The sequence below is a fragment of the Paraburkholderia oxyphila NBRC 105797 genome (assembly GCF_000685075.1).
Taxonomy (GTDB): domain Bacteria; phylum Pseudomonadota; class Gammaproteobacteria; order Burkholderiales; family Burkholderiaceae; genus Paraburkholderia; species Paraburkholderia oxyphila.
Map to the genome: position 1 here is coordinate 48,093 of NZ_BAYD01000052.1, position 25,661 is coordinate 73,753.

24 protein-coding genes and 1 pseudogene are annotated in these 25,661 nt (G+C 61.7%); 17 read left to right on the forward strand and 8 right to left on the reverse strand.

The window, feature by feature from the left end; translation table 11 throughout:
- The first annotated feature begins 174 nt into the window (after positions 1-174).
- Complete coding sequence (locus tag BO1_RS61355) at positions 175-594, forward strand: hypothetical protein (protein ID WP_084688239.1); 420 nt, start codon at positions 175-177, stop codon at positions 592-594.
- A 301-nt stretch (positions 595-895) separates the two neighbouring features.
- Here the strand turns inward: BO1_RS61355 and BO1_RS57985 are convergent, their stop codons facing one another.
- Positions 896-1,237: an H-NS histone family protein gene (locus tag BO1_RS57985; RefSeq protein WP_084688235.1), complete on the reverse strand. Its 342-nt coding sequence runs from the start codon at positions 1,235-1,237 to the stop codon at positions 896-898.
- Between the two features lie 303 nt (positions 1,238-1,540).
- Here BO1_RS57985 and BO1_RS28200 point away from each other — a divergent pair, with 303 nt between their 5' ends.
- From BO1_RS28200 to BO1_RS28215, 4 genes are all read left to right on the forward strand, one after another.
- Positions 1,541-2,446, forward strand: coding sequence for a LysR family transcriptional regulator (locus BO1_RS28200; RefSeq protein ID WP_028220420.1), 906 nt, complete (start codon positions 1,541-1,543; stop codon positions 2,444-2,446).
- Between the two features lie 125 nt (positions 2,447-2,571).
- The gene (locus BO1_RS28205) at positions 2,572-3,651 is read left to right on the forward strand and encodes an isocitrate/isopropylmalate dehydrogenase family protein (RefSeq protein ID WP_028220421.1); all 1,080 of its coding nucleotides are present in this window, start codon (positions 2,572-2,574) and stop codon (positions 3,649-3,651) included.
- An 11-nt stretch (positions 3,652-3,662) separates the two neighbouring features.
- A complete protein-coding gene (locus BO1_RS28210) occupies positions 3,663-4,589 on the forward strand; it encodes a ketopantoate reductase family protein (protein ID WP_084688236.1) in 927 nt (308 codons plus the stop codon).
- A gap of 245 nt (positions 4,590-4,834) precedes the next feature.
- Complete coding sequence (locus BO1_RS28215; protein ID WP_084688240.1) at positions 4,835-6,151, forward strand: MFS transporter; 1,317 nt, start codon at positions 4,835-4,837, stop codon at positions 6,149-6,151.
- A gap of 74 nt (positions 6,152-6,225) precedes the next feature.
- On the opposite strand, the gene BO1_RS28220 is transcribed toward BO1_RS28215, so the two are convergent.
- Positions 6,226-7,119, reverse strand: coding sequence for a LysR family transcriptional regulator (locus BO1_RS28220; RefSeq protein ID WP_028220424.1), 894 nt, complete (start codon positions 7,117-7,119; stop codon positions 6,226-6,228).
- A gap of 108 nt (positions 7,120-7,227) precedes the next feature.
- Between BO1_RS28220 and BO1_RS28225 the strand changes: the two genes are divergently transcribed.
- Positions 7,228-7,554, forward strand: a complete 327-nt coding sequence (locus tag BO1_RS28225) for a carboxymuconolactone decarboxylase family protein (RefSeq protein ID WP_028220425.1) — start codon at positions 7,228-7,230, stop codon at positions 7,552-7,554.
- Positions 7,555-7,745: 191 nt separating this feature from the next.
- On the opposite strand, the gene BO1_RS28230 is transcribed toward BO1_RS28225, so the two are convergent.
- Positions 7,746-8,729 carry an aldo/keto reductase gene (locus BO1_RS28230; RefSeq protein ID WP_028220426.1) on the reverse strand — a complete coding sequence of 328 codons (984 nt, stop codon included), beginning with the start codon at positions 8,727-8,729 and terminating at the stop codon, positions 7,746-7,748.
- Between the two features lie 150 nt (positions 8,730-8,879).
- Here BO1_RS28230 and BO1_RS53050 point away from each other — a divergent pair, with 150 nt between their 5' ends.
- The 8 genes and pseudogenes from BO1_RS53050 to BO1_RS28265 all read left to right on the forward strand — a co-directional run bounded on the left by BO1_RS53050 (position 8,880) and on the right by BO1_RS28265 (position 16,210).
- Positions 8,880-9,857 carry a LysR family transcriptional regulator gene (locus BO1_RS53050; RefSeq protein ID WP_043286847.1) on the forward strand — a complete coding sequence of 326 codons (978 nt, stop codon included), beginning with the start codon at positions 8,880-8,882 and terminating at the stop codon, positions 9,855-9,857.
- Between the two features lie 49 nt (positions 9,858-9,906).
- Positions 9,907-12,417, forward strand: coding sequence for a DNA ligase D (gene ligD / locus BO1_RS28240; RefSeq protein ID WP_028220427.1), 2,511 nt, complete (start codon positions 9,907-9,909; stop codon positions 12,415-12,417).
- A gap of 76 nt (positions 12,418-12,493) precedes the next feature.
- Positions 12,494-13,417, forward strand: a complete 924-nt coding sequence (gene ku / locus BO1_RS28245) for a non-homologous end joining protein Ku (RefSeq protein WP_028220428.1) — start codon at positions 12,494-12,496, stop codon at positions 13,415-13,417.
- 29 nt (positions 13,418-13,446) lie between these two features.
- Positions 13,447-14,253 carry a tetratricopeptide repeat protein gene (locus BO1_RS28250; RefSeq protein ID WP_084688237.1) on the forward strand — a complete coding sequence of 269 codons (807 nt, stop codon included), beginning with the start codon at positions 13,447-13,449 and terminating at the stop codon, positions 14,251-14,253.
- A gap of 200 nt (positions 14,254-14,453) precedes the next feature.
- A pseudogene (locus tag BO1_RS57990) lies at positions 14,454-14,615 on the forward strand (GYD domain-containing protein); the annotation flags it as partial.
- Between the two features lie 24 nt (positions 14,616-14,639).
- The gene (locus BO1_RS28255; protein WP_028220430.1) at positions 14,640-15,218 is read left to right on the forward strand and encodes an elongation factor P; all 579 of its coding nucleotides are present in this window, start codon (positions 14,640-14,642) and stop codon (positions 15,216-15,218) included.
- 155 nt (positions 15,219-15,373) lie between these two features.
- On the forward strand, positions 15,374-15,820 hold the full coding sequence (locus BO1_RS28260) for a universal stress protein (protein WP_028220431.1): 447 nt from the start codon (positions 15,374-15,376) through the stop codon (positions 15,818-15,820).
- A gap of 84 nt (positions 15,821-15,904) precedes the next feature.
- A complete protein-coding gene (locus BO1_RS28265; protein ID WP_028220432.1) occupies positions 15,905-16,210 on the forward strand; it encodes a DUF7673 family protein in 306 nt (101 codons plus the stop codon).
- A gap of 70 nt (positions 16,211-16,280) precedes the next feature.
- On the opposite strand, the gene BO1_RS59470 is transcribed toward BO1_RS28265, so the two are convergent.
- Entirely contained in the window at positions 16,281-16,706 is a 426-nt protein-coding gene (locus tag BO1_RS59470) for a hypothetical protein (protein ID WP_156992425.1), read from the reverse strand.
- Positions 16,707-17,030: 324 nt separating this feature from the next.
- Between BO1_RS59470 and BO1_RS28275 the strand changes: the two genes are divergently transcribed.
- Positions 17,031-20,540, forward strand: coding sequence for a pyruvate carboxylase (locus tag BO1_RS28275; RefSeq protein WP_156992426.1), 3,510 nt, complete (start codon positions 17,031-17,033; stop codon positions 20,538-20,540).
- Positions 20,541-20,647: 107 nt separating this feature from the next.
- Here BO1_RS28275 and BO1_RS28280 read toward each other — a convergent pair whose 3' ends face one another.
- From BO1_RS28280 to BO1_RS28295, 4 genes are all read right to left on the reverse strand, one after another.
- The gene (locus tag BO1_RS28280) at positions 20,648-21,415 is read right to left on the reverse strand and encodes an ABC transporter ATP-binding protein (RefSeq protein WP_028220435.1); all 768 of its coding nucleotides are present in this window, start codon (positions 21,413-21,415) and stop codon (positions 20,648-20,650) included.
- Between the two features lie 31 nt (positions 21,416-21,446).
- Positions 21,447-22,160: an ABC transporter permease gene (locus BO1_RS28285; RefSeq protein ID WP_028220436.1), complete on the reverse strand. Its 714-nt coding sequence runs from the start codon at positions 22,158-22,160 to the stop codon at positions 21,447-21,449.
- A complete protein-coding gene (locus tag BO1_RS28290) occupies positions 22,157-22,846 on the reverse strand; it encodes an ABC transporter permease (RefSeq protein WP_028220437.1) in 690 nt (229 codons plus the stop codon). The genes BO1_RS28285 and BO1_RS28290 overlap by 4 nt, the downstream gene beginning before the upstream one ends.
- An 84-nt stretch (positions 22,847-22,930) precedes the next feature.
- Complete coding sequence (locus BO1_RS28295) at positions 22,931-23,689, reverse strand: ABC transporter substrate-binding protein (protein WP_028220438.1); 759 nt, start codon at positions 23,687-23,689, stop codon at positions 22,931-22,933.
- A 243-nt stretch (positions 23,690-23,932) separates the two neighbouring features.
- Here BO1_RS28295 and hutH point away from each other — a divergent pair, with 243 nt between their 5' ends.
- Both hutH and BO1_RS59475 read left to right on the forward strand, forming a co-directional pair.
- Positions 23,933-25,468: a histidine ammonia-lyase gene (gene hutH, locus BO1_RS28300; RefSeq protein WP_028220439.1), complete on the forward strand. Its 1,536-nt coding sequence runs from the start codon at positions 23,933-23,935 to the stop codon at positions 25,466-25,468.
- A 25-nt stretch (positions 25,469-25,493) separates the two neighbouring features.
- Positions 25,494-25,661, forward strand: a 168-nt coding sequence (locus BO1_RS59475) for a hypothetical protein (RefSeq protein WP_156992427.1), incomplete at its 3' end; no start/stop codon positions are given.

A 25,661-nucleotide genomic window follows, 5' to 3' on the forward strand; every position in this document is an offset into this window, starting at 1 on the left:
GACAAGTGAGGCACTGATGAAAAGAATTTTCGCGCTGACGCTGATGGCCGTATGTCTCGGAACCGCGCTGGGCGGCTGCATCGTGGTACCGGCAGGCGGCTACTATCACCGCTATTAACAGCTGACTTTCTGCGCATTCAGACGACAAAGCAGACATATCACGGAAAGAAAATGATGAGCTTTACACCTCGCCGCTGGTGCGCGATGACACTGCTTGCAGGTATCGGCATAGGTGTATCTGCCGCCGCCTCGGCCCACGTCGACGTTGGCGTGGACATTGGCGTCCCCGGTGTTGCAGTTGCACCCGCACCCGTCTACGTTGCGCCACCGCCAGTGTATGAGGCGCCTCCGCCTCCGCCTGCTCCCGCTGTTATCGTCAGTCCAGGCTGGTATGGCGACAGATACTACGATGGGCATCGCTATTGGGAACGCAGGGAGTGGGAAGAGCGCCATCATGATGAGCGGGAATGGCACGATGCCCGTGACCATTACGATGGGCATCGCGGTGACTGGGGCCGTTACCATGACGACGGTGGCCCGCGAGGCGACTGGCATCACGAGCAAGGGGACGGCGACGAGAGGCATGACCATTGATACGAGCAGTGCCCGTTAGCGGCACCTTCGTGGACCAAATCGGCTGCAGGAGGCCGTGAGCAGGCGAACAGGAGCCCTGCTCCGCGAGGAACAGGGCTGAACAGGAGTGAAGATGGCAGCAGGCGTACCAACGCCCAGTGCCGGTCCTGCAACAACGCTGCTGCTACTTCGGCGAATGCCCAGTCATGGCTCCCGCTGAGCGCAGCGAAGGAAGAGCTTCAAAGCCGCTGGGGAGGATTCTGGTGGAAGAATCTCGCAGCCAGGATACCGCCAATCGCGCCACCCGGCACGCCTGCAAATCTCAGGCAGCTCCGAGGCGTGCGGTTTTGATTGTCGCCAGTCTGCTGCCAGCGAACGGGTCATTGCCCCAATCTACGCTGGCGCGCTTTCCTGACTCGGGTTCCGGCGTCCCGCTGATTGCAAAGTGCTCCAGCGACTGTCCTGCACTGGTCGCCTGAAGCACCCACTGTGGAGTATCGCCTTTGCCGTCCCAGGTGTTGCCACTGGCGTCGCGGTAACGTGCCGCTCGCGTTCTCGCCTGGTCTGCCGCGATTGACGCGGCTACATCGTCTGGTTCGATTCCCAATTCGGCCATCCTGCGACGCAGGTAGGCGACGATGCTGTCTCGTTTTCGTTCGTCCATCTAGATGTGCTCCGCTCGGAATGCCATTCTTGAGCAGATAAGTGCAGGTCGTATGTGATCACGATAACACAACTCGAATCGGCATCCTCGGCTGCGGCTGTTAGAGCCGCAGCCGGGTATCACGTGGTTAGCTTCTGCGAACGGATTGCTCGTTGTTGTGCGGCCCGTTCCTCCGCATGCTTCTTCGCGACGTTATGACCGACAATGCAACCGCCGACTGCTGACGCTTCACGCCGACGCCGTCCGGTCCGCGGGTTTGTAACGCGATAAGATTGGACTTTGCGTGACTTCCCGGCCTCCCACATGAAGCTCGACCCGGTGTCCCTCAATCTGTTCATCGCCGTAATCGAGGAAGGCAGCATTGCAGCCGCAGCTGAGCGAGAGCATATTGCTGCGCCAGCGATAAGCAAGCGCATAGCGGCACTTGAGGAGACGTTGCGCACCCAGCTCCTTACCCGTCGTCACAAAGGGGTCGAGCCCACCGCCGCCGGCTATGCGTTGTTGAACCTCTCGCGCCGGGCGGTCAATCTTCTCGATGACATCCATGCAGAGATGCTCGACTTCGCGTCGGGCGTCCGTGGGCAGGTTCGCGTCTTCTCCAACATCTCAGCCATTACCCAGTTTCTGCCGGACGACCTCGCAACTTTTCTTGAGGCTCATCCGGCTGTCGAGATTCGCCTCGAAGAGAGAAACAGTCTCGTGACCGTGAGGTCGGTAGCAGAGAACGCTGCAGATGTTGGCATCTTTACCCTCGACCCGCACGGCGAAAATGTTGAGACGTTGCCCTACGAGGAAGATGAGTTGAGCGTTATCGTCCGCCGCGACCACCCACTTGCGGGCCGAAAGAGCGTTCGCTTCGAGGAAACGCTCGCTTGGGACTTTGTTGGGCTGCGCACGGGCAGTGCGATTAACACCCAGCTCACGCAGACGGCGATTCGGCTTCAGAAGGACTTTCGTTTGCGTATTCAGGTCACGGGTTACGACGCGCTGTGCCTGATGGTGTCATCGGGACTGGGTATCGGCATCGCACCGAGGAATCTCACGAAGCTGTTCGTCAAGCGGCTCGGCATCACGGAAGTGCCGCTTGCTGAGCCTTGGGCGAAGCGCCGGCTTGGCATCGCAATCCGCAAACGCGAAAGCCTGTCGCCGGCAGCGGAGAGTCTCGTAGCGCACCTCCAGGCCCGAGCCGCCGCACGTCGCGCTTCGTGACTCTGGCCAGCCATAACGGTTCGTTACGGCTGGCTGGCAAATGGTTAATTCACGAAAACGTCTCGCTTGCTCATCATTTGACCCATCGGCACCGCATCGGGGCCGCATCAAAATGGAGACAACTGATGAGCAAGTCCACCTACCAAATCGCGTTGTTGCCCGGTGACGGCATTGGTCCCGAGGTCGTCGACGCAGCCGTCCGGGTGTTGCAGGCCGGCGTAGCACGAGAAGGCATCGAACTCGAACTGAAGACCTACGAAGCAGGCGCGGGATTGTACCAACGCACCGGCGAGTCGATGGCCGAAGCCGACGCGCAGGCGGTAGGCCAAGCCGATGCCGTCCTGCTCGGGGCAATGGGCCTTCCCACGGTGCGAAAGGCCGATGGCACCGAGATTGCCCCCCAAATCGACCTGCGTGAGCGTTACGGCCTCTTCGCGAGCCTGCGGCCGTGCGAGCTGTTCCCCGGCGTGCCCACCCGCGTCAAGGCGGAAAAGGTGAACATGCTGGTCATCCGCGAGACGACCGAAGGGCTGTTCGCCGGCCGGCATGACAAACAGGAGCCGAGCGACGAAGCCGTTAGCGACCGTCTTACCATCACCCGCGTCACCAGCGAGAAGCTGTTCGAAGTCGCGTTCCAGCAGGCGAAGCAGCGCCGCGCCACGCACGGCACGCCCGGTCACGTGACGCTGCTGGACAAGTCCAACGTCTTGCGCAGCAACGCTTTCCTGCGCAAGGTGTTCGACGAAGTCGCCGAGCGTCATCCTGACATCGAGACCGCACGACTCTATATCGACGCCGGTTCGATGATGTTCGTGACGAACCCGGAACGCTACGACGTCGTAGTGACCGAAAACGTCTTCGGGGACATCACTTCGGAAATCGCAGCCGGTGTCGTGGGTGGCCTCGGTGTCGCTCCGTCCGGCGACGTCAGTCTCAAGCATGGCATCTTCCAGCCGAGCCACGGTAGCGCTCCGGACATCGCCGGCAAGGGCGTAGCGAACCCGGTCGCGACCATTCTGTCGGCAGCCATGATGCTCGAGTGGCTCGCGCAGCAGCATGACGATCCGCGCTGCACAGAAGCCGCGACGGCTATCCGTCGCGCCACGGCCGCGATCTTGCAGGATGGTCCGCGTACGCCAGACCTCGGCGGCAAGGGGACGACCGAGAGCGTCACCGACGCTATCGTCACCGCCCTGAAGAACTGAGGAGCATCAAAATGGCAAAAGTAGCGATTGTTGGCTGCGGCGCCATGGGTTCTGTGTATGCGGGGCTCATGGTCAGCGCGGGACACGAGGTTCACGCAGTCTGCCTCTGGCCGGACCACGTGGCGGCGATGCAGGAAAAGGGATTGCGCGTCGAGGGCGCGAGCGGCGACCGGACGGTGCCGATTCACGCCAGCACGACGACGGACGGAATCGGCGAATGTGACCTGGTCATCATCGCCACCAAGGCTTTCGATGTCGAAGCTGCGGCTCGTGCATCGGAGCAACTGCTTGGAACGAAAACCGTCGTCCAGACCATCCAGAACGGCCTGGGCTCTGCGGAAAAGGCCGCAGCCATTCTCGGGCCGAACCGTATCGCGGTAGGCGTCGTCGGTGGGTTCGGAGCCTCGATCCGCGCTCCTGGTCATGCTCATCACAACGGCATGGAGATGATTCGGTTCGGCGCGTATCAAGGTTTGCCGGCCGAAGACCTCGAAGCTTCGGCTGAAATCTGGCGCTCTGCTGGCTTCAAGGTAGCCATCTTCGAAGACCTCGACCAGATGGTCTGGGAAAAGCTGATTATGAACGTTGCATTCTCGGGAACGACTTGCGCAACGGGCATGACCATCGGCGAAGTGATGTCGAATCCAGACGCATGGAGCGTTGCGCAGGGTGCCGCGCTCGAGGCTATCGCAGTGGCCAAAGCTGCCGGAGTACGCCTCGATGTGGGTGACCCCATCGAGCATATCCGCAAGCTGGGCAGCAAGATTCCAAATGCTCGCCCGTCGATGCTGCTCGATTACAACCTGCGTCGGCGCGGCGAGGTGGAGGCCATCAACGGGTCGATTTCCCGGGAAGGTCGCAAGTACGGTGTCCCTACACCCGTCAACGATACCGTCGTCGCGATTATCAAGGCGCGCGAGGTCGGTTTTACGGAATAGGCCGGTCACATCCGTTTTTCCGAATAACTGAGCCTTGATTGACCGGGCACACCCAGGTGCGGGTCTCGCGGAATGGTCCTGCGCGAACACCTGGGTCGCCACACGACATAACAAGAAAAACAGGCACTCAGTTTCTTCGCGAGACGAGTCATCTTGCCGGCGGCACCTGCCGGAAAACACCTTATGGTCGCCACGTTATCCACGTAGGCGTGCCTGCCCTTTACCCGAGACATAAGGGGATGTTCATGCAAACCAACAAGGCATTGACTGGAGGCGCAGCAATGCGCGATGCCGAGTCAGCACTCATGCTGAAGGTCAAGCTTCGCATTATTCCGCTCATCATCATCTGCTATCTATTCGCATGGTTTGACCGGATCAACATCAGCTTCGCCAAGTTTCCGTTACAGAAGGAACTCGCTCTGAGCGACACCGCATACGGACTCGGCGCGGCGCTCTTTGTCGTCGGCTACGTCGCGTGCGAGGTTCCGAGTAATCTGTTCCTCTATCGCGTCGGACCCAGGAAGTGGATAGCGCGCATCCTGATTTCGTGGGGCATTGCGACAGCCTGCATGGTGTTCGTGAAGACCGAGTGGCAGTTCTACATCGCACGCTTCATTATCGGAGCGATGGAGGCCGGCTTCGCACCTGGCGTTCTGTATTACCTCTCGACCTGGTTTCCCGCGAAGCACCGTGGCCGTGTAAGCGGGTTGCTCTTCCTCGCGCTCGCGTTTTCCGGGATTCTCGGCGCGCCGCTTTCCGGATTCATACTCGGGCATTTCGAGGGAGTTGGCGGGATGGCAGCGTGGCACTGGGTGTTCCTCATTGGAGGCCTCCCTTGCGTGCTGCTTGGGGTCATCGTGCTCTTGCGATTCGACGACAAGGTCGAAGACGCGAGCTGGCTGACGACAGAAGAGAAGAAGCTGTTACGGTCCCAGCTCGATTCAGATGCCAGGAAGGCAGAAAGCCACTCCTTCCTTGGTGCGCTGAAGTCGAAAGCCTTCCTGATTCTGGCGCTTGCGTACTTCCTGGTGCAGATTGCGTCCTATGGCATGAATTTCTGGATGCCCCAGCTCATACGGTCGTCCGGACTACGTGACGCAACAATGATAGGCTTGCTCACCGCGTTGCCCTATCTGTTCGGCGGAATCGGCATGCTTGTAGTGGGAAAGCTGGGAGACCGCACCGGCAATCGTCGAATCGTGTTCGCGAGCTGCATTCTACTGACGGCCGCGGGATTTTTGGGTGCCGGATTGTTCGCTCACGATACGTTCTTTCTCGTCATCTCGTTGATTGTGCTGGGCACGGGAATGCTGACGACCATTCCCGCATTCTGGACGCTGCCGCCTAAAGTCGTGACAGGCGCAGGTGCTGCTGGAGGAATCGCCCTGATTAACTCAATTGGTCAACTCGGCGGGATTGTGAGCCCAGTCATGGTTGGCCGCATCAGCGATATGACAGGAAGCACCACACCTGCGCTCTATGCGATTGTCGCGCTGTGCGTTCTCTGTGCCGCTCTTGCTATCTGGGCTTTTCCCGCTCAACTTCGCGCAAAGGATGTCTGAAGGCGAGAGCAAGTGTCAATCATTCGCGTCAACACGGCGAGTGGCAATGCAAACCGCGCTCTCCTGGTGTCCGGCTACGACTGGCTGCGCAAAGCATCCACAACGATGGAGAGTGCCTTTGAATACTCGCGGCGGCTTGCAAAGAAGATGTGCAGGCCCGGAAACGTGGGATACCAGTCGGGTAACACCCAGCGAAGGCGGCCAGCCGAGACGTGCTGCCCGGCAAGGTCCTCGGGGACGAATGCCAGGCCAGCACCATCAATAGCGGCGTTCAGCATTTGGTACGCACCATTGAACGTGAACTGACCATCCACACGGACCTGCATGTTGCGTGAACCCTTCTTCAATTCCCACGCGTACACGCCGCCCAATGTCGGCAAACGTAGCTTGATGCAGTTGTGATTCAGCAAGTCCTTCGGGTGCTTTGGAGCAGGGTGCTTCGCAAGATACTTTGGCGACCCCACGATTGCCAGGCGCGCGTCCTGGCCTATCCGGACTGCAATCATGTCCTTGGCCACCTGGTCGCCCCACCGCACCCCGATGTCGAAGCGGTCGGCCACGATGTCCGTGAGGCCGTAGTCGACCACGAATTCCACCTTGATATCCGGATACGCCGGAAGGACTTTCGATAGCCTTGGCCATAGGACCGTGTCTATTGCGTAATCAGTGGCCGTAATCCGGATGGTGCCCGTGGGGTTGTCGCGCGTCTCAACCACGGCGGCGAGCTCACTTTCAATTTCTTCGAAGCGAGGAGCGACTGTTTGCAGCAGACGCTCGCCGGCGGCAGTCGGCGCCACGCTCCGGGTGGTACGGTTGAGGAGCTTGACCCCCATACGCGCTTCCAATGCACGCATCGCGTGACTGAGCGCGCTTTGGGACATGCCTAGCCTGGCCGCGGCGCGCGTGAAGCTTCCTTCCTGCGCCACCGCAATAAAGGCCAGGAGGTCGGTGACGTTCTCGCGTAGCATTTATGCACCTCATTCATAGGTCCTTGCCAATTCTACAGGCTAGCCAGTCGTGGCGCAGGCAGACAGAATGTTCCGTATCGCAAACCTTCGATTTCTATCGGGAGCATTATGTCCGGCAAACCTACCGCCGCGCGCCAGTCGTTCGGTGCAATTGCGCCAAAACTTGCTGAAATCAGTGACGAAGTTCTCTTCGGCGATGTCTGGGAGCGCCCGCAACTGTCGAAACGAGACCGAAGCCTCGTGACCTGTGCGGCGCTTATCGCGCTAGGCAAGACGGAACAGATGAATTACCACGTGCCATTGGCAATCAGGAATGGCGTTACTCAAGACGAACTCGTCGAGATGACGACGCATCTTGCTTTTTACGCTGGATGGCCAAGCGCCATGTCGGCGGTGACGAAGCTCAAAGAGCTTTTCGCCGTCTCCAATGAATGAAAGAGGAACGCATGCTTCTGAAGAAACCTGGCTCGCAGCCCGGGACTGCACATCTGTGATGTACGGCCGTTCATCGAGACGGTTCGAACGCAGCAGGTCGTGACATGAAATGGCGATGCGCTGTTGCGCCTTGCGGACGTCCGCGGGCTCCACTGCCGAAGACCCGCGGATAAAGCATACTCACGATACCTTTAGTTGTCGACGCGCCGCTGAAGATGGGCAGGGTAACGGTCGCCCACGACCTTGATTGCGGCAAGCGCTGCCTCAATGGAGGCCAGTTCGTCGGTTGTCAGCGAAATCGCGTCGGCGCCGATGTTCTCTTCGAGTCGCGCAATTTTGGTCGTGCCTGGTATCGGCACAATCCACGGCTTTTGCGCAAGCAGCCAGGCGATGGCGATTTGCGCTCGCGTTGCGCCTTTGTCGTTCGCAATGGTGCCAAGGACCTCGACAAGCTCCGCGTTGGCCCTGCGGTTTTCTTCCGAGAAGCGCGGTACGACGTTACGGAAATCGCTCTTGTCGAAGGTCGTGTTCTCGTTGATTGCGCCGGTAAGGAAGCCCTTGCCGAGCGGGCTAAATGGCACGAAGCCAATGCCAAGCTCCTCGAGCGTTGCGAATACCTTGTGCTCGGGTTCACGCCACCAGAGCGAGTATTCGCTTTGCAGTGCGGCAACAGGCTGGACTGCGTGCGCGCGCCGAATCGTCTGCGCACCGGCTTCCGACATGCCGAAGTGCTTGACCTTGCCTTGCGCAATGAGGTCCTTCACCGTGCCGGCAACCTCTTCAATCGGCACGTTCGGGTCGACGCGATGCTGGTAGAGCAGGTCGATGCGGTCCGTTTTCAGGCGCTTGAGCGCCGCTTCGGTGACAGCACGGATGCGCTCGGGGCGGCTGTCCAGGCCGGCCATGGCTTCACCGTCCTTGAAGCCGAACTTGGTTGCGATGACGACCTGGTCGCGGAACGGCGCCACCGCTTCGCCGACGAGTTCTTCGTTCACGAATGGACCATACGCTTCGGCTGTGTCGAAGAACGTGACACCCCGTTCGAATGCCTTGCGGATGAGTTCGATGCCTGCGGACTTCTCCGTTGCCGGCCCGTAGCCGAAGCTCAGGCCCATGCAGCCGAGTCCAATCGCCGAGACTTCCAGACCACTGTTGCCGAGTTGACGTGTTTTCATGCGCTTCTCCTGTGAAGTGTCCGGCGGGAGCGTGCTGTCTTCATCGCTAGAGAAGTTCTTCTGCCGGCCTGAACGAGATGTAGTGTATTTTTCGGAGGCTGGCTCAACAATAGGCCTACAATTGCATGAACCTGTGAGCAGAATTCATCAATGCGCAAAGCTGGCCTTTCCGAACTCAATGCATTTGTCGCCATCGCCGAGCACGGCAGCTTTTCAGCGGCAGCCCGCGTTCTGGGACTCTCGCCGTCCGCTCTGAGTCATACCATGCGCGCGATGGAGGCCCGCCTCGATTTGCGGCTCTTCAATCGGACGACGCGCTCGGTCGCGTTGACAGAGGCGGGTGAACGCCTGCTCAAGCGTGTGGCTCCCGCGCTGGCCGAACTCGAGGGCGCCGTCGACGAGGTATCGACGGCTGGCAACAGGCCCTCGGGCACCGTACGAATCAGTGCGTCGGAGGCCTCTGCGAGGCAACTCGTCAGAAATGTGCTGCCGGATTTTTTTGCGACCTATCCGGAGATTCATGTCGAGTTCGTGGTGGACACACGCCTCGTCGATATTGTGGCGGAAGGGTTCGATGCCGGCATACGCGTGCTCGAGGATGTGCCGCGCGACATGATTGCCGTGCGCTTCGGCAAGGACATGCGTTTCGTTGCAGTGGCATCGCCGGATTACCTGGCGCGCCACGGCGTGCCGAAACAACCGCACGACTTGATGAAGCATCGTTGCATCCGCTTCCGCTTCGACAGCGGTACGTTGTATCGCTGGGACCTGACTCAGCGCGGAAAGACAGCCAGCATCGACGTCGATGGGCCGATGACGCTCGGCAATCTGAACCTGATGATTGAATCTGCCCTGGTGGGAATCGGCGTAGCCTGGGTGCCGGAAGAGCAGGTCGAAGACCACGTCGCGGCTGGCCGGCTCGTCAAAGTGTTGCCTGAATGGGGGCCGGTTTTTCCAGGGCTTTGCCTCTACTACCCGGCGAATCGTCACCAACCCGTTGCTCTGAAGCTCTTCGCAGACGCAGTCCGTGTCTGGGCTGAACGTGAGGGTGCACTATCGGCAAAGAGCAAGGTGACGACGCGCCAGACGATGGTCGCGAAATCGCACAGGCGGAAAACACCGACCTGAAACTTCATGGGCGACGCAGCAGGTTCAAATCACGTCCTAGACTAATGTCATGGCTCCAGCCCGCGCCGCGACATCTCCACCCCTTTCCCACTATCGAAAGAAGCGGGACTTTCTAGTCACGCCCGAACCGGCGCCATCTGCTTCGCGCCCTTCCGCTGACGACCAGAATTTGAGCTTTGTCGTGCAGAAGCATTGGGCCGGCCGGCTCCACTATGACTTTCGGCTCGAACTCAATGGGGTGCTTCTGTCCTGGGCCGTACCGAAGGGGCCCTGTTACGACCCGAAGGAAAAGAGGATAGCCATCCATGTGGAGGACCATCCCGTCGAGTACTCGAGCTTCGAGGGCAAAATTCCGCCGGGTCAATACGGCGCCGGCACCGTGCTCGTCTGGGACCGGGGAACGTGGGAGCCGGTCGGTGACCCGCAAGAAGGTTTGAAGGCCGGCAAGCTTGTATTCCGGCTTCACGGTGACAAGCTCGCCGGTTTATGGGAGCTGGTTCGCATAGCAAAACCGGAAGACAAGCAAGACGCGTGGATGCTCTTCAAGAAGCGCGACGAGTGGGCGCAGCCACTGGCCGAATACGATGTCATCAAGGCGCTTCCCGACAGCGTAGTGACCCGCCCGCTCGGGCTCGTGGAGGAGCGCGAACCCAAAACGCCCCGGCGCGAGCGCAGTGACGACACCGAAATTGACCTGTCCGCGGCCGTGTCGGCTCCACTCCCCGTAAAGCTCGAACCGCAACTCGCGACGCTGGCGACTTCACTCCCGACAAGCGGCGACTGGATAGCCGAGGCCAAGCTCGATGGGTATCGCCTGCTTGCCCGTGTCGACAAGGGACGAGCGCGGCTCATGACGAGAGGCGGGCAGGACTGGACAAAGAATTTCAAGGGTCTCGCCGCGGAGGTCGAAAGGCTTCCGGTTGAGAACGCCTGGCTGGACGGTGAAATCGCCGTGCTGAAAGATGGCTTGCCGAATTTCGCTGCACTGCAGGATGCGATCGACGGGGTGGCGAATCAGGACATCGTCTATTTCCTCTTTGACCTGCCGTACCTCGACGGCAAGGACCTCCGGCGGGTGCCGTTGTGGGCGCGGCGTGCGCGGCTTGCGCAGCTGCTCGAAAACGCGGGCGACAGGATTCGCTTCAGTCAGGACTTTGCAGCGCCGCCGGCCCAGGTATTCGAAGCCGCCGCGGGTTTGGGCCTTGAAGGCCTCATGCTCAAGCGCCGCGACGCGCCCTATGAATCGGGCAGGACACAGACGTGGTTAAAGGCGAAATGCCGGTTGCGGCAGGAATTCGTCATTTGCGGCTTCACCGCTCGGGCAGACAAGGACGGCGAAATTGGCAGCTTGCTGCTCGGATACTACGCGGGCGACAAACTTCACGACGCCGGCAGCGTGGGGACTGGCTGGGACGCACGTGTGGCCCGGGACCTGTGGGCGCGCCTCGCTCTGTTAGAAGTCGATGCGGAACCATTTGATGTCCCTGTCGCGAGGCAACGCCGGTGGTCACGGCGCGCGGCCGGTAAAGAACGCTGGGTTCGCCCCGAGCTTGTCGCGGAAGTCGAGTTCGCGGATTGGACCGCGGATGGCCTGATCCGACAAGCGTCGTTCAAGGGACTGCGCACCGATAAACCCGCGAGCCGTGTCGTCCGGGAAGGGGGGAAGACGCAGGTGCCGAGCGTTCAGCCGCGGCTGAAAATCACCCACCCGGAGCGCGTCGTAGACCCTTCGACTGGCATCACGAAGGCCGACCTTGTGCGCTACTACGCGAGTGTCGCGGAGTGGATGCTGCCCCACCTGAAGACCCGGCCACTCGCAATGGTCCGTGTGCCCGAGGGCCTCGCGGGCGAGCTCTTTTTCCAGAAGCATGCCGACAGGACGGGCATGCCGGGTCTAACGGCCCACGACCGGGCGCTTTGGCCGAGGCACCCGCCATTGCTAACCGTCGATACCACCGATGCACTGCTGTCGGCAGCACAAATGAATGTCGTCGAGTTCCACACATGGAATTCGACGGTTCGAAAACTCGATAAGCCAGACCGGGTCATCTTCGACCTGGACCCCGGCGAGGGCGTGAAATGGGGGCACGTTCAGGAGGCCGCGCTTCTCGTACAAACGCTGTTATCGGAACTGGGCCTGGACGCCTGGTTGAAGACGAGTGGCGGGAAAGGTTTGCACGTCGTCGTGCCGCTGACGCCACGTCTTGACTACGCATCGGTCAAGGCATTTTCGCAGGCATTCGTCCGGCATCTCGCGAAGACGATTCCGGAACGCTTTTCAGCGACCTCCGGGGCTGCGAACCGCGTTGGCAAGGTCTACGTTGATTATCTGCGCAACGGCATGGGGCAGACGACTGCAGCGGCATTTTCCGCGCGGGCGCGGCCAGGGTTGGGGGTGTCGATGCCGGTCTCCTGGGACCAACTGACCGAGCTGAAAAGTGGCGCGCAGTGGACGGTGCAGACGGCGCGCGAGTACCTCAGTTTTCAGACGCAGGACCCGTGGGCGGCGTATTGGTCGGCGGCCCAGTCGTTGGCTTCAGTGATAAAGCGCCTAAAATGAAAACTCCGCTGGTCGGCGGCGGCACGTGCTTTATGCGAGCGACGTGCTGACCGCGCACATCCGCGAGGAGAAGTCCATGGCTGCCCGCTCAATCGCCTCCTTGTCGCTCTCTTTCGGGCTCGTTTCGATTCCTGTGAAGCTTTACACGGCGACCGAAAGCGCGTCTGACGTCAGGTTCCACATGCTCGCGCCCGACGGCTCGCGCGTGAAGCAGCAGTACGTTTCGGAAAAGACGGGTGCGGTTGTGGAACGCTCGAGCATGAACCGCGGCTATGAGTTTGAGAAAGACAAGTTCGTGGTTTTTACTGGCGACGAACTCAAAGCCCTGGAGGAGGGCGGGAGCCATGTGGTTGAAATACTGGCCTTCATCCCGGAGAAGGCAGTCGACCCGGTTTACTACGACAAAGCGTATTACATCGCGCCCGACAAGCGCGGTGGCAAGCCTTATAGTTTGCTGCAGCAGGCACTGGCCCAAAGCGGCCGCTGCGCGCTGGCCAAATGGGCATCCAAAGGAAAGACTCGAATCGTTCAGGTGCGACCTGAAGAAGACGGGCTCGTTTTCCAGCAGCTGCTCTATGCAGACGAGGTCCGCTCGCTGCAAGAGTTGAATATCGAACACGTTCAGGTGTCCGATAGCGAGATGAAACTCGCACTTCAGATTATCGAACAGGGCGCTGAAGACAATTACGACCCGGCCGCGTACGAGGACGAAGAGAAGAAGCGGATCCTCGCTGCCATCGACGAGAAGATTGAAGGCAAGCAGGTCGTGACTCACGAGCCTGCGGAAGCAACGGCGGGCGGTGGGCAGGTCATTGATTTGATGGAAGCCTTGCGCGCCAGTCTGAAGGGAGGCGCAAAGGCGAAGCCTGCGTCAGCGCCGAAGCGAAAGAGCGCGGAACCCGTCACGGAGATTCCGGTGGCGCCAAAGACGCGCAAGCCGGCGACGCGCGCAACCAAAACGCCCACTGAAGCGCCCGCAAAGGTCCGGGCCCACAAGTGACATCACAAGGCGCGGCGCGCGAGATTTCGATGCGCGAGTTGCAAGCCATGCTGGGGGTCTCCCGCAGCGTGGTTTCTGGTCTGGTCGCTGCGGGATTCGTGAGGCCGTCGCGCGGACCGCGGAACGCATACCGATTCACGTTTCAGGACGTCGTGCTACTGCGTACGGCGTTGCAGTTGCGCGATGCCCATATACCGCCGCGCAAAATCCTCAAGGCGCTCTCGCGCCTGAGAGAGGAGTTGCCCGATGAGTTGCCGCTTACCGGTATACGCGTGTCGGCGGTCGGCAATGATGTGGCGGTGCGAACGGGTCCTGCGCAATGGGACGCGGTGACGGGCCAGTTGTTACTGGATTTCGAAGTCACCGAAATCAAGGGCGATGTCGTGTTTCTCGACTCCACGCCCGCGCAGAACAACCTGGCGCACCAGGCGCACGAGTGGTACGACCTGGGCGAGCAGCTCAGGACATCCGACGTGAGTGGCGCGGAACGGGCATACAGGAAGGCCATAGAGATGTCACCGCAGCCCTTCTATGCCGCCTACGTGGACCTCGGCGCGTTGCTGTGCGAGCTTGAGGCGCGGTGCGCCGATGCACTGCACGTGTTCGACGAGGCTCTCGAGCACTTTCCTGAGGATGCCGTCATTCACTTCAACCGGGCCATCGCGTTTGAAGAACTCGGCCAATTCAACGAAGCTGAGACGAGCTATAGACGCTGCCTGGACCTTGACCCTTCGTACGCCGATGCCCACCACAATCTGGCCATCCTGCTTGAGAAGCGGGGCGACTCACAGGGTCTGGTGCGTCATCTGAATGCTTATCGCAGACTGACCACCTGACATGCTCTGCTCTTGCGTGCGAACTCCGAGCGATTGTGACCTACACTGGAGAGGCGTCTTTCGCGTGCCCGGGTGCCGCGTTGACGCAATGCAATGTCGCTGGCCGCCGACCGAAGCTGACGAATGGCGATGGCACGGGCAACACACCTTCATCTGCAGCAAACCGTCGGTGAGGCATCACGTAGCCCGTCGCCTGGAAGAACAGCTATCTGACTCTCGGGCGCTTTGACGTCCTGGACGTTGTCGAGTGGAATGATCTGAAGCAGCTCGAGCTGGCGGCTTCGACCATCCGCGGCTATGGGCATGCTGCCATCGAGACGCTGCAGGCGACATCGTGGGACGATTTCATCGCGGCCCTGTAGCGCACGACGGATCGGGACAAGGAAATGGTCGAAGCTTCCGGATTGAAGTCGGGCATGGTCGTCATGCTTGAAGGCGAGCTTCATTGCGTTGCCAGCGCCGAGTACCACGCTGGCGGGGGCCAGCATGGTAGCGCAGTGTTTGCAAAGGTCAGAATCCTGAAGACCGGGCATACCAGGGAGTTGCGGCTACACCCGGGCGACAGGCTCGAAGAAATCGCGCTCGATCACAAGGAGATGGAATATCTGTATACGGATGGGGTCGCCTTCTACTTTATGGATCCTGACACCTTCGAGCAGATCAGTTTGCCCTCGGAAACCATTGGCGCATACGAAAAGTTCCTTCAGCCCAATATGCGAATCCCGGTCGCGCTTTATGAAGGCGAGCCAGTCGATATCGCATTTCCGCCTGCGGTCGAGTTAAACGTGGTGTCCGCGCCGCCGGGCCTGCACGAGCATGCAACCTCCACTTTCAAGACGGCCACGCTGCAGAACGGCATGGAAGTACTCGTCCCCCAGTTCATCAAGGAAGGGGACACGGTGCGAATCGAGGCCGCCTCAGGAAAATACCTGGAGCGGGTAAGGCGAGAAACGCGAAAGCCATGACTTCGGCGTTTCTTGATCTGTACCTCTAAGTAGTTCGGGCGTGGGCGGGTACGCACCATTCCAGTTCCAGGGCGGAGAATGAGTGCGGGAAGACGGTAATTGCGGAGTGTTCCGCATTGGTGGGAAGAGATCCGGGTGCGTGTTTGGAGGCAATCATGCATGACATTCTCGCGGGTTACGATGGCTCGGTTTCTGCAGAGGAGGCGGTCCGTTTCGCAAAAAATCTCGCCGAAAAGGAAGGGGCGCGGCTGCACATTCTTACGGTTGCTCGTCTGCCCGACTGGGGCAAGCTGGCCTATGAGCGGCCAGAACTGCTCGAGACCGAAAAGCGCCATTGTCAGGAGCTCCTCACCGAGCTCAAGGGAAAGCTCGGGTTATCCGGGGTAACGGTCCAATACGAGATGGTTATCGGGCATCCGGCCAAGGAGCTGGTGCTCTATGCCGAGCGACATGATATTGACCACGTTGTCGTGGGCCATCGAGGACATACTGCCTTTGATCGTTGGCTGCTGGGTTCCATCGCGAGGCAAGTGATCGCCCATGCGCCGTGCTCCGTCACAATCGTGCGCGACCGGCGAGATGCCGCAAACGAGCATCGATGATGCCCGGATGGGCCATGCGCTCGATCGACAACAGTTACCGGCATGGGGCGCATACCGTCGCGCCCATTGCCAAACGGAGGAATCATGCGTCCCGATCAAATGCTGGAAGGCGAGAAGCAGGCCCTCGAAAAACTTCTGAAGATCGCCAGCGGTGATACAGAGCAAAGCCGAAAGGTTGCGGACTTTTTGCTGGCCTGGTGGAACGCAGGCAAGTGCGGCGGCTACGACTTGACGACCGCCTGGGGCGTCGATGACGCGATCGTGGAGGACATGGTCACCGTATTCCGGCTAGCGTCGCGCGCGCACAGCTATCCCGCTACGCTGGGTTACGACGAGCAGTTCGAGGCGCTCGTACGCGACTGGCACCCGGAGCTCGTGCCGGACGACTAATTCGAATCCGGATTGAAATCCCGGCCTTCGATCCGCGCCACTCCTTTCAATGATTGTCCGACCGGTCGGTTCAGGCACGCGCGTGCGCGCCTCGCAGCGGGATTGCATTGCAGAACTGAAATTTGAATTCCACACTTGAAACGGATTGCAATGATTCGACGGTGAAGTCCGCCAGAATCCGGCGCTGAATGGACATCATTTGCTGTGGCTTGCTTTTTGCTTCAGTCGAACACCGTCCTTGGCAACCTGCTTTCCGGCACGCAGACCTTGAATGAACGGGCTTGCCACCTTGCCCGAAGGACGAAACGCTCCTTTTCAAACGTAAGGTACGGCAATGACTGGCTACAGCAAACGCAACGAAGTCCGGCGCGACGACGAACATCACGTCGCGCGCAAAAGAACCGCCGTAGACGTCGATCCATTGGCCATGCGCCCCCGCTCGAACGGCGTGCAGCGCAACGGCGCGAATTGGGCGTGGGCGAGAAGCGGCGCTCATTACGACTGGATGGATCACGCTGCGCCGTTCGATCACCGCGATTGACGCTGTTCCGGATCGATGGCGTGTGCGTGTTGCCCCCAGTTGACGACCGCCTCGCGAGCCCCACACTCACGTCATTGCCTGGTCGGCTGAGCACCGCTCGTCGTCGCAATGTCGAAGGCGACGGTCCGGCGGCGTGACGACAATGCTGTTAGCCGCAAGCGGCCCGATGCAATTGCGAACCACCGATGCGAGTGATCGTACGCTGTTCAGCGACGCGATCCGGGAGCCGATCGATCGCGTTGGCGGACTTTATTCAACCATTACCGATTCATAGCCGACGTGACTCCTATCCCCATCCAGTCCATTCTCGTCGCGAATCGCTCGGAAATCTCGATTCGCGTGATGCGCGCCGCCGCGGAGCTGAACATCCGCACCGTGGCGATCTATTCGAAAGAAGACCGCCTGGCACTGCATCGCTTCAAGGCCGATGAGAGCTATTTGATCGGCGAAGGCAAGAAACCGCTCGCCGCGTATCTCGACATTGACGACATTCTGCGCGTCGCGCGGCAGGCGAAGGTCGACGCGATCCATCCTGGTTACGGATTCCTCTCCGAGAATCCCGATTTCGCGCAGGCCGTCATCGATGCCGGCATCCGCTGGATCGGCCCCACGCCCGAGGTGATGCGCACGCTCGGCAACAAGGTGGCCGCGCGCAACGCCGCGATCGCCGCGGGCGTGCCGGTGATGCCCGCGACCGCGCCGCTGCCCGACGATCTCGACGCGTGCCGGCGCCTCGCGGCGGAGGTCGGCTATCCGCTGATGCTCAAGGCGAGCTGGGGTGGTGGCGGACGCGGGATGCGCGTGCTCGAGAGCGAGCGCGACCTCGAGGCGTCGCTCGCCGCGGCGCGGCGCGAGGCGCTGGCCGCGTTCGGCAACGACGAGGTGTATGTCGAGAAACTCGTGCGCAACGCACGGCACGTCGAGGTGCAGGTGCTCGGCGATCTGCATGGCACGGTCGTGCATCTCTACGAGCGTGACTGCACGGTGCAGCGTCGCAATCAGAAGGTGGTCGAACGCGCGCCTGCGCCGTACCTCGATCACGATGGCCGCCAGGCACTGTGCGAATCGGCGCTGCGCCTGATGCGCGCGGTCGGTTATACGCATGCGGGCACCGTCGAATTCCTGATGGACGCCGACACCGGAAAGTTCTATTTCATCGAGGTGAACCCGCGCATCCAGGTCGAGCACACGGTGACCGAGATGATCACCGGCATCGACATCGTGAAGGCGCAGATCCGTATCACCGAAGGCGGTCAGATCGGCCTCGCTGACGACGTGAGCGACGCCAGCGGCGCGCTCGCGCAGCGTGCCGCCGGTGTGCCGCCGCAGCAGGCGATCCCGCTGAACGGTCACGCGCTGCAATGCCGGATCACGACGGAGGATCCGGAGAACGACTTCCTGCCCGATTACGGGCGGCTCAGCGCGTACCGCAGTGCAGCGGGCTTCGGGGTGCGGCTCGATGCGGGCACCGCCTATGGCGGTGCGGTCATCACGCCGTACTACGACTCCCTGCTGGTCAAGGTGACGACCTGGGCGCCGACGGCGGCCGAGTCGATCCACCGGATGGATCGCGCACTGCGCGAGTTCCGGATTCGCGGCGTGGCGTCGAACCTGCAGTTTCTCGGCAACGTGATCAACCATCCGGCGTTTATCGCGGGCGAGGTCACGACCCGTTTCATCGACCGCACGCCTGAACTGCTCGCCATCGCGAAGCGCGGCGATCGCGCGACGAAGCTGCTGCGCTATCTCGGCGAGCTGAACGTGAACGGCAACGGCGAGATGAGCGGACGCACGCTGCCGGCGCTGCCCTTGCCGAAACCGGTGCTGCCGAAGATCGATACGTCGACGGCCATTCCGGCCGGCACGCGCGATCGTCTGCGCGAGCTCGGGCCGCAGAAGTTCGCGCGCTGGATGCTCGAGCAGAAACAGGTGTTGCTGACCGATACGACAATGCGGGACGCGCATCAGTCGCTGTTCGCGACACGCATGCGCACGGCCGACATGTTGCCGATCGCGCCGTTTTACTCCCGCGAGTTGTCGCAACTGTTTTCGCTCGAATGCTGGGGCGGCGCGACCTTCGACGTCGCGCTGCGCTTCCTGAAGGAAGATCCCTGGGAGCGGCTCGCCTTGCTGCGCGAACGCGTACCGAACATCCTGTTCCAGATGTTGTTGCGCGGGTCGAATGCCGTGGGTTATACGAACTACGCGGACAATGTCGTGCGCTTTTTCGTGCAGCAGGCCGCGAGCGCAGGCGTCGATGTGTTCCGCGTATTCGATTCGCTGAACTGGGTTCGCAACATGCGGGTGGCGATCGATGCGGTCGGCGAGAGCGGCATGCTGTGCGAAGGCGCGATCTGCTACACCGGCGACCTGTTCGATGCATCGCGCCCGAAGTACGACCTCAAGTATTACGTCGGCATCGCGCGCGAACTGCAGCAGGCCGGCGTGCACGTGCTCGGCATCAAGGACATGGCCGGCATCTGCCGGCCCCAGGCGGTTGCAACGCTCGTGAAGGCGCTAAAGGAGGAGACGGGCCTGCCCGTGCATTTCCACACGCACGACACCAGCGGCATTGCGGCGGCGTCGGTGCTCGCCGCGATCGACGCCGGCTGCGACGCGGTCGACGGCGCACTCGACGCGATGAGCGGCCTCACGTCCCAGCCGAACCTGTCGAGCGTCGCGGCGTCGCTGGCCGGCAGCGAGCGCGATCCGGGGCTCGATCCGGATCGCTTGCACGAAGCATCGATGTACTGGGAGGGCGTGCGCCGCTACTACGCACCGTTCGAATCGGAGATCCGCGCCGGCACGGCCGACGTCTACCGTCACGAGATGCCCGGCGGCCAGTACACGAATTTGCGCGAGCAGGCCCGCTCGCTCGGCATCGATCATCGCTGGACCGAGGTGTCGCGCGCCTATGCGGACGTGAACCGGCTGTTTGGCGATATCGTCAAGGTGACGCCCACTTCGAAGGTGGTGGGCGACATGGCGCTGATGATGGTCGCGAACGATCTCAGCGTGGACGACGTGCGCAACCCGGCCAGGGACATTGCATTCCCGGAGTCCGTCGTGTCGCTGTTCAAGGGCGAGCTCGGTTTCCCGCCGGACGGCTTTCCTGCAGAGCTGTCGCGCAAGGTGCTCAAGAGCGAGCCGCCGGCGCCGTACCGTCCCGGCGACCAGCTGCCCGCTGTCGATCTCGATGCCGCGCGCACGCAGGCCGAAGCCGAGTGCGAGCGGCCGCTCGACGACCGGCAACTGGCCTCCTACCTGATGTATCCGAAGCAGACCGTCGACTATTACGCACACGTTCGCGCATACAGTGACACGTCTGTCGTGCCGACGTCGGCGTTCCTGTATGGCCTGCAGCCACAGGAGGAGGTGGCGATCGACATCTCGCCGGGCAAGACGCTGCTCATCTCGCTGCAGGGGCAGCATGCCGATGCGCAGGACGGCATGGTGAAAGTGCAGTTCGAGCTGAACGGCCAGTCGCGCACGGCGCTCGTCGAACCGAAGACGACCGTGCACGCGGGCAAGGAGCGCCACGGCCTGCAGCGCGCCGATCCGGCCAATCCCTTGCATGTTGCCGCGCCGATGCCGGGTTCCGTGGTGACGGTGGCGGTGCAGCCCGGTCAGCGTGTGACGGCCGGCACGACGCTGATCGCGCTCGAGGCGATGAAGATGGAAACGCACATTGCGGCGGAACGCGATTGTGAAATCGCTGCCGTGCATGTGAAGCCCGGTGATCGGGTGGCGGCCAAGGACCTGCTGATCGAGCTGAGGGGGGACGTGTAGGGAGGGCGGCGGCGCATTTGTGCGGATGGGGCGGGGGATCGACCCGCTACCTCAGGTAATCAGCATGCCTGAGGAGATTCGGGCGATCCCCCGCGTGCGGATGACGCTTACTTCAGGCGCCCCGAAAGGAACTGCTGCAGCCGTTCGCTGCGCGGTGCATTGAGCACTTCCTTGGGGTCGCCTTGCTCTTCGATCTTGCCTTTGTGCAGGAAGACGACGTGATTCGACACGTTGCGCGCGAAGCCCATCTCGTGCGTGACGACGATCATCGTGCGGCCTTCTTCCGCGAGCGCCTGCATCACGCGCAGCACCTCGCCCACGAGCTCGGGGTCGAGCGCGGAGGTGGGCTCGTCGAACAGCATCACTTCGGGCTCCATCGCCAGCGCGCGGGCGATTGCGACGCGCTGCTGCTGGCCGCCGGACAGATGCGACGGGTACTTGTGCTCGACGCCGGTCGCGAGGCCCACCTTGGCCAGGTACTTGAGCGCGCGCTCTTCCGCTTCGCTGCGGCTCAACCCCAGCACGCTCACCGGCGCCTCGATGATGTTCTCGAGCACGGTCATGTGCGCCCACAGGTTGAAATGCTGGAACACCATCGAAAGGCGCGTGCGCATGGCCCGCAGCTGCTTCGGATCGCTCACGCGCAGCGAACCGCTGCGGTCGGGGCTCGTGCGGATCTCTTCGCCGTTGAGCGTGATGCGGCCCGAGCACGGCGATTCGAGGAAGTTAATGCAACGCAGGAACGTGCTCTTGCCCGAACCGCTGGACCCGATCAGGCTGATCACGTCACCGGCTTTCGCCTTGAGCGATACACCCTTCAAAACCTCGTTCTCGCCGAACTTCTTGTGCAAGTCGTCAACAATCAGCTTGTACATTCTCAATACACTCCATCAGCGCTAAACGGGTTTAGTGCCCTTGCGGTTTCAGGTAAGCCAGCATACGGGTTTCCATGCGGCGGAAGCCCCAGATCAGGGCAAAGACGATCGTCGCGTAGAGCGCGGCCGCAATGCCGTATGCCTGGAAAGTCATATAGGTGGCCGAGTTCGCGTCGCGCGCCACTTTCAGGATGTCGGGCACGGTCGCGGTGAACGCGAGCGTCGTCGCGTGCAGCATCAGGATGACCTCGTTGCTGTACGAGGGCAGCGCGCGGCGCAATGCCGAGGGCAGGATGATGCGCGTGTAGAGCTTGTACTTCGACATGCCGTAGGCGATGGCCGCTTCGATCTCGCCGTAGGCGGTCTCCTTGATGGCGCCCGCGAAGATCTCGGTGGCGTAGGCGCACTCGTTGAGCGTGAACGCCAGCAGCGTGCAATTCATCGCGCTACGGAAAAATTCGCCGAGCAGCGCGTGCGTATGCACATATTGCAGGCTGTAGATACCGGTGTAGCAGAGCAGCAACTGCACATAGAGCGGCGTGCCGCGAAACACGTAGGTGTAGAGCCAGACCGGACGCGAAATCCACGGATTGCGCGAAGCGCGCGCAATCGCGAGCGGCACGGCGAGCCCGAAGCCCAGCACGATCGAGACCACCAGCAGCCAGAGCGTGATGACGAGGCCGCTATAGTTGAAGCCGTCGCTGTAGAGGTAGTTCGGCCAGTATTGCTGAATGAGTTCGATCACAGTGCGGCCCTCCGCACACCGGTCGAATAGCGCTTTTCGAGGCGGTGCAATGCCAGGTTGGAAACGGTGGTGATGGCGAGATAGATCGCGCCGGTCACGAGCGTGAAGAAAAAGAATGCCTGGGTGGCCTTGCCCGCGTCCTGCGCGGCCTTCACCACATCGGCGAGCCCGATGATCGAGACGAGCGCGGTCGCCTTCACGAGCACCTGCCAGTTATTGCCGATGCCCGGCAGCGCGAAACGCATCATCTGCGGGAACAGGATGCGCGTGAACACGCGCGTGGAGCTCATGCCATAGGCGAAGCCGGCCTCGATCTGGCCGCGCGGCACGGCGAGAAACGCGCCGCGGAAAGTCTCGGTGAAATACGCACCGTAGATGAACCCGAGCGTGATGACGCCGGCCACGAACGGATCGATGTCGATCTGGTCCATGCCCATCGCGTCGGTGAGGTGGTTCAGCCAGATCTGGATGCTGTAGAAGAGCAGCAGCATCAGCACGAGATCGGGGACCGCGCGGATCAGCGTCGTGTACAGCGTGCCGATGCGCGACACCACGCGGTTGGGCGAGAGCTTCGCGGCGGCGCCGGCGAGACCCAGCAGGAACGCCGCGGCGAGCGACAGCAGCGCGAGCTTGATGGTTTCCCACGTGCCCGCGAGGAGGAGAGGGCCGAAGCCTTGGAAGAGCATGGATGACGTCCTTCAATGACGGGGCGCGTGCCGCGTAGCGGCGCGGCATGCGCACCCGTGTTGATGCAGATGAGGCGTAAGTGCCTAGCCGCCGTATACGTCGAAGTCGAAGTACTTCGACTCGATCTTCTTGTAGGTGCCGTCCTTGATCATGTCGGCGATCGTCTTGTCGATCTTCGCCTTGAGGTCGGCGTCTTCCTTGCGCAGGCCGATGGCGGCCGCGCCCGTGGGCAGCTCCGGACCGGCAAACGCGAAGCCGGCGCCGCGCGGCGTCTTCAGGAAGCCGAGGTCGGCTTGCACTTCGTCTTGCAGCGCGGCGTCCAGGCGGCCCGAGTTCAGGTCCAGATAGACCTGGTCCTGGTTCTGGTAGGTAATGACATTGACGCCCTTGGTCGCCCAGTTTTCCTTGGCGAAGGTTTCCTGGGTCGAGCCCTGCTCGACGCCCACCGACTTGCCCTTGAGCGACTCGACGGTCGGCTGCAGGGGCGAGCCCTTCTTCGCGACGAGGCGCGTAGGGGTGTTGTAGAGCTTCGCGGTGAAGGCGATCTGCTGCTCGCGTTGCGGCGTGACCGTGAGCGCGGAGAGCGCGCCGTCGAACTTCTTGGCTTTCAGGCCCGGGATCATGCCGTCGAAGTCCTGCTCGACCCACACGCACTTCGCGTTCAGGCGCTTGCAGATCTCGTTGCCGAGATCGATATCGAAACCGACGAGCTTGCCATCGGGTGCCTTCGATTCGAACGGCGCGTAGCTGGCGTCCGTGCCGAAACGGATCGTGGTCCAGTCTTTCGCGTAAGCGCCGCCGGCTGCAAGAGCGAGTGCGACACACAGGGCAAGTTTCTTCATGACATCTCCGGAAGGGATTTTCTGCGTAGCAGTGAGTTGTCTATACAAATTACCGATTTCACCGGGTAGCCGGCAATCGGTGTTATTACCTGGGGTGGCGTGCCTGTTCCGTAACCGAAAGGCCCCGTAATTTGGGCGTCAGGGAGGAGTGGCGAGGGTATACACGGAGAATTTTTAACTTGTATAGACAACTCGTTTTGTGTAATCTGCGGCTACCTTGTCCAGACAACTTATTTCACTGCGATGATTACCCTGACTCCCGGCCATCTGACCCTCACACAACTGCGCCAGATCGCGCGTGCCAAGGACAGCAGCAGCATCCAGCTCGAGCTCGATCCGGCAAGCTTCGCGGCGATCGACGCGAGCGCGCGCACCGTCGCCGAGATCACGGCCAAGGGTGAGCCGGCCTACGGCATCAACACGGGCTTCGGGCGTCTCGCCAGCACGCATATCCCGCGCGAACAGCTCGAACTGCTGCAGCGCAACCTGGTGCTCTCGCACGCCGTGGGCGTGGGCGAGCCGATGTCGCGCCCGGTCGTGCGCCTCATGATGGCGCTGAAGCTCTCGAGCCTCGGCCGCGGCCACTCGGGCATCCGCCGCGAAGTGATGCAAACGCTCATCACGCTCTTCAATGCAGACGTGCTGCCCGTCATCCCGGTGAAGGGCTCGGTGGGCGCGTCGGGCGACCTCGCACCGCTCTCGCACATGTCGGCCGTGCTGCTGGGCGTGGGCGACGTGTTCGCGAAGGGCGAGCGCATGAGCGCGGAAGAGGGCCTGCGTCTGGCCGGCCTCAAGCCGATCGCGCTGCAGGCGAAGGAAGGCCTTGCGCTCCTGAACGGCACGCAGGCTTCCGCGGCACTCGCGATCTATAACCTGTTCGCGATCGAAGACCTGTACCGCACGGCGCTCGTCTCCGGCGCGCTGTGCGTGGACGCGGCAGCCGGCTCGGTCAAGCCGTTCGACGCGCGCATCCACGAACTGCGTGGTCATCGCGGCCAGATCGAGGCGGCCTCGGCCTATCGCGATCTGCTCGAAGGCTCGTCGATCAACCTCTCGCACCGCGACTGCGGCAAGGTCCAGGACCCGTACTCGCTGCGCTGCCAGCCGCAGGTGATGGGCGCGTGCCTCGACCAGATGCGCCACGCCGCGCAAGTGCTGCTGATCGAAGCCAACGCAGTCTCGGACAACCCGCTGATCTTCCCGGACACGAAGGAAGTCATCTCAGGTGGCAACTTCCACGCGGAGCCGGTGGCGTTCGCGGCCGACAATCTCGCGCTGGCGGCCGCCGAAATCGGCGCGCTCGCCGAGCGCCGCATCGCACTCCTGATCGACGCGACGCTCTCGGGCCTGCCGCCTTTCCTCGTGAAGGACGGCGGTGTGAACTCGGGCTTCATGATCGCGCACGTGACGGCAGCGGCGCTGGCTTCGGAGAACAAGACGCTCGCGCATCCGGCTTCGGTCGACTCGCTGCCGACTTCGGCGAACCAGGAAGATCACGTGTCGATGGCGACCTTCGCCGCGCGCAAGCTCGGCGACATCGCCGAGAACACGGCCAACATCCTCGCGATCGAGCTGCTCGCCGCCGCACAGGGCGTGGACCTGCGCGCGCCGCACGCGACCAGCCCGGCACTGCAAAAAGTGATGGAGTCGGTGCGCAGCGAAGTCCCGCACTACGATCTGGACCGCTACTTCGCACCCGATATCGCAGCCATGACGCAGCTCGTGCAGAACGGCGCAATCGCGGCGCACAGCCCGTTCGCGTTCGAATCCGAGCAATAACCCAAACAACCAGTCCGAGACCGTTATGAACCATCCCAACTTCACCGATCCCCGCCTCGACCCGTCCCGCACGATCCGCGCGCCGCGCGGCAGTGAGAAGGTGTGCAAGACCTGGCTGGCCGAAGCCGCCTACCGCATGATCCAGAATAATCTGGACCCGGAAGTGGCCGAGCATCCGCACGCGCTCGTCGTG

Excerpts from the sequence above, each read along its gene's own strand:
- BO1_RS61355 (WP_084688239.1), top strand. The coding sequence starts at position 175 with ATGAGCTTTACACCTCGCCGCTGGTGCGCGATGACACTGCTTGCAGGT.
- BO1_RS57985 (WP_084688235.1), bottom strand. The coding sequence starts at position 1,237 with ATGGACGAACGAAAACGAGACAGCATCGTCGCCTACCTGCGTCGCAGG.
- BO1_RS28200 (WP_028220420.1), top strand. The coding sequence starts at position 1,541 with ATGAAGCTCGACCCGGTGTCCCTCAATCTGTTCATCGCCGTAATCGAG.
- BO1_RS28205 (WP_028220421.1), top strand. The coding sequence starts at position 2,572 with ATGAGCAAGTCCACCTACCAAATCGCGTTGTTGCCCGGTGACGGCATT.
- BO1_RS28210 (WP_084688236.1), top strand. The coding sequence starts at position 3,663 with ATGGCAAAAGTAGCGATTGTTGGCTGCGGCGCCATGGGTTCTGTGTAT.
- BO1_RS28215 (WP_084688240.1), top strand. The coding sequence starts at position 4,835 with ATGCAAACCAACAAGGCATTGACTGGAGGCGCAGCAATGCGCGATGCC.
- BO1_RS28220 (WP_028220424.1), bottom strand. The coding sequence starts at position 7,119 with ATGCTACGCGAGAACGTCACCGACCTCCTGGCCTTTATTGCGGTGGCG.
- BO1_RS28225 (WP_028220425.1), top strand. The coding sequence starts at position 7,228 with ATGTCCGGCAAACCTACCGCCGCGCGCCAGTCGTTCGGTGCAATTGCG.
- BO1_RS28230 (WP_028220426.1), bottom strand. The coding sequence starts at position 8,729 with ATGAAAACACGTCAACTCGGCAACAGTGGTCTGGAAGTCTCGGCGATT.
- BO1_RS53050 (WP_043286847.1), top strand. The coding sequence starts at position 8,880 with ATGCGCAAAGCTGGCCTTTCCGAACTCAATGCATTTGTCGCCATCGCC.
- ligD (WP_028220427.1), top strand. The coding sequence starts at position 9,907 with ATGGCTCCAGCCCGCGCCGCGACATCTCCACCCCTTTCCCACTATCGA.
- ku (WP_028220428.1), top strand. The coding sequence starts at position 12,494 with ATGGCTGCCCGCTCAATCGCCTCCTTGTCGCTCTCTTTCGGGCTCGTT.
- BO1_RS28250 (WP_084688237.1), top strand. The coding sequence starts at position 13,447 with ATGCGCGAGTTGCAAGCCATGCTGGGGGTCTCCCGCAGCGTGGTTTCT.
- BO1_RS28255 (WP_028220430.1), top strand. The coding sequence starts at position 14,640 with ATGGTCGAAGCTTCCGGATTGAAGTCGGGCATGGTCGTCATGCTTGAA.
- BO1_RS28260 (WP_028220431.1), top strand. The coding sequence starts at position 15,374 with ATGCATGACATTCTCGCGGGTTACGATGGCTCGGTTTCTGCAGAGGAG.
- BO1_RS28265 (WP_028220432.1), top strand. The coding sequence starts at position 15,905 with ATGCGTCCCGATCAAATGCTGGAAGGCGAGAAGCAGGCCCTCGAAAAA.
- BO1_RS59470 (WP_156992425.1), bottom strand. The coding sequence starts at position 16,706 with ATGAGCGCCGCTTCTCGCCCACGCCCAATTCGCGCCGTTGCGCTGCAC.
- BO1_RS28280 (WP_028220435.1), bottom strand. The coding sequence starts at position 21,415 with ATGTACAAGCTGATTGTTGACGACTTGCACAAGAAGTTCGGCGAGAAC.
- BO1_RS28290 (WP_028220437.1), bottom strand. The coding sequence starts at position 22,846 with ATGCTCTTCCAAGGCTTCGGCCCTCTCCTCCTCGCGGGCACGTGGGAA.
- BO1_RS28295 (WP_028220438.1), bottom strand. The coding sequence starts at position 23,689 with ATGAAGAAACTTGCCCTGTGTGTCGCACTCGCTCTTGCAGCCGGCGGC.
- hutH (WP_028220439.1), top strand. The coding sequence starts at position 23,933 with ATGATTACCCTGACTCCCGGCCATCTGACCCTCACACAACTGCGCCAG.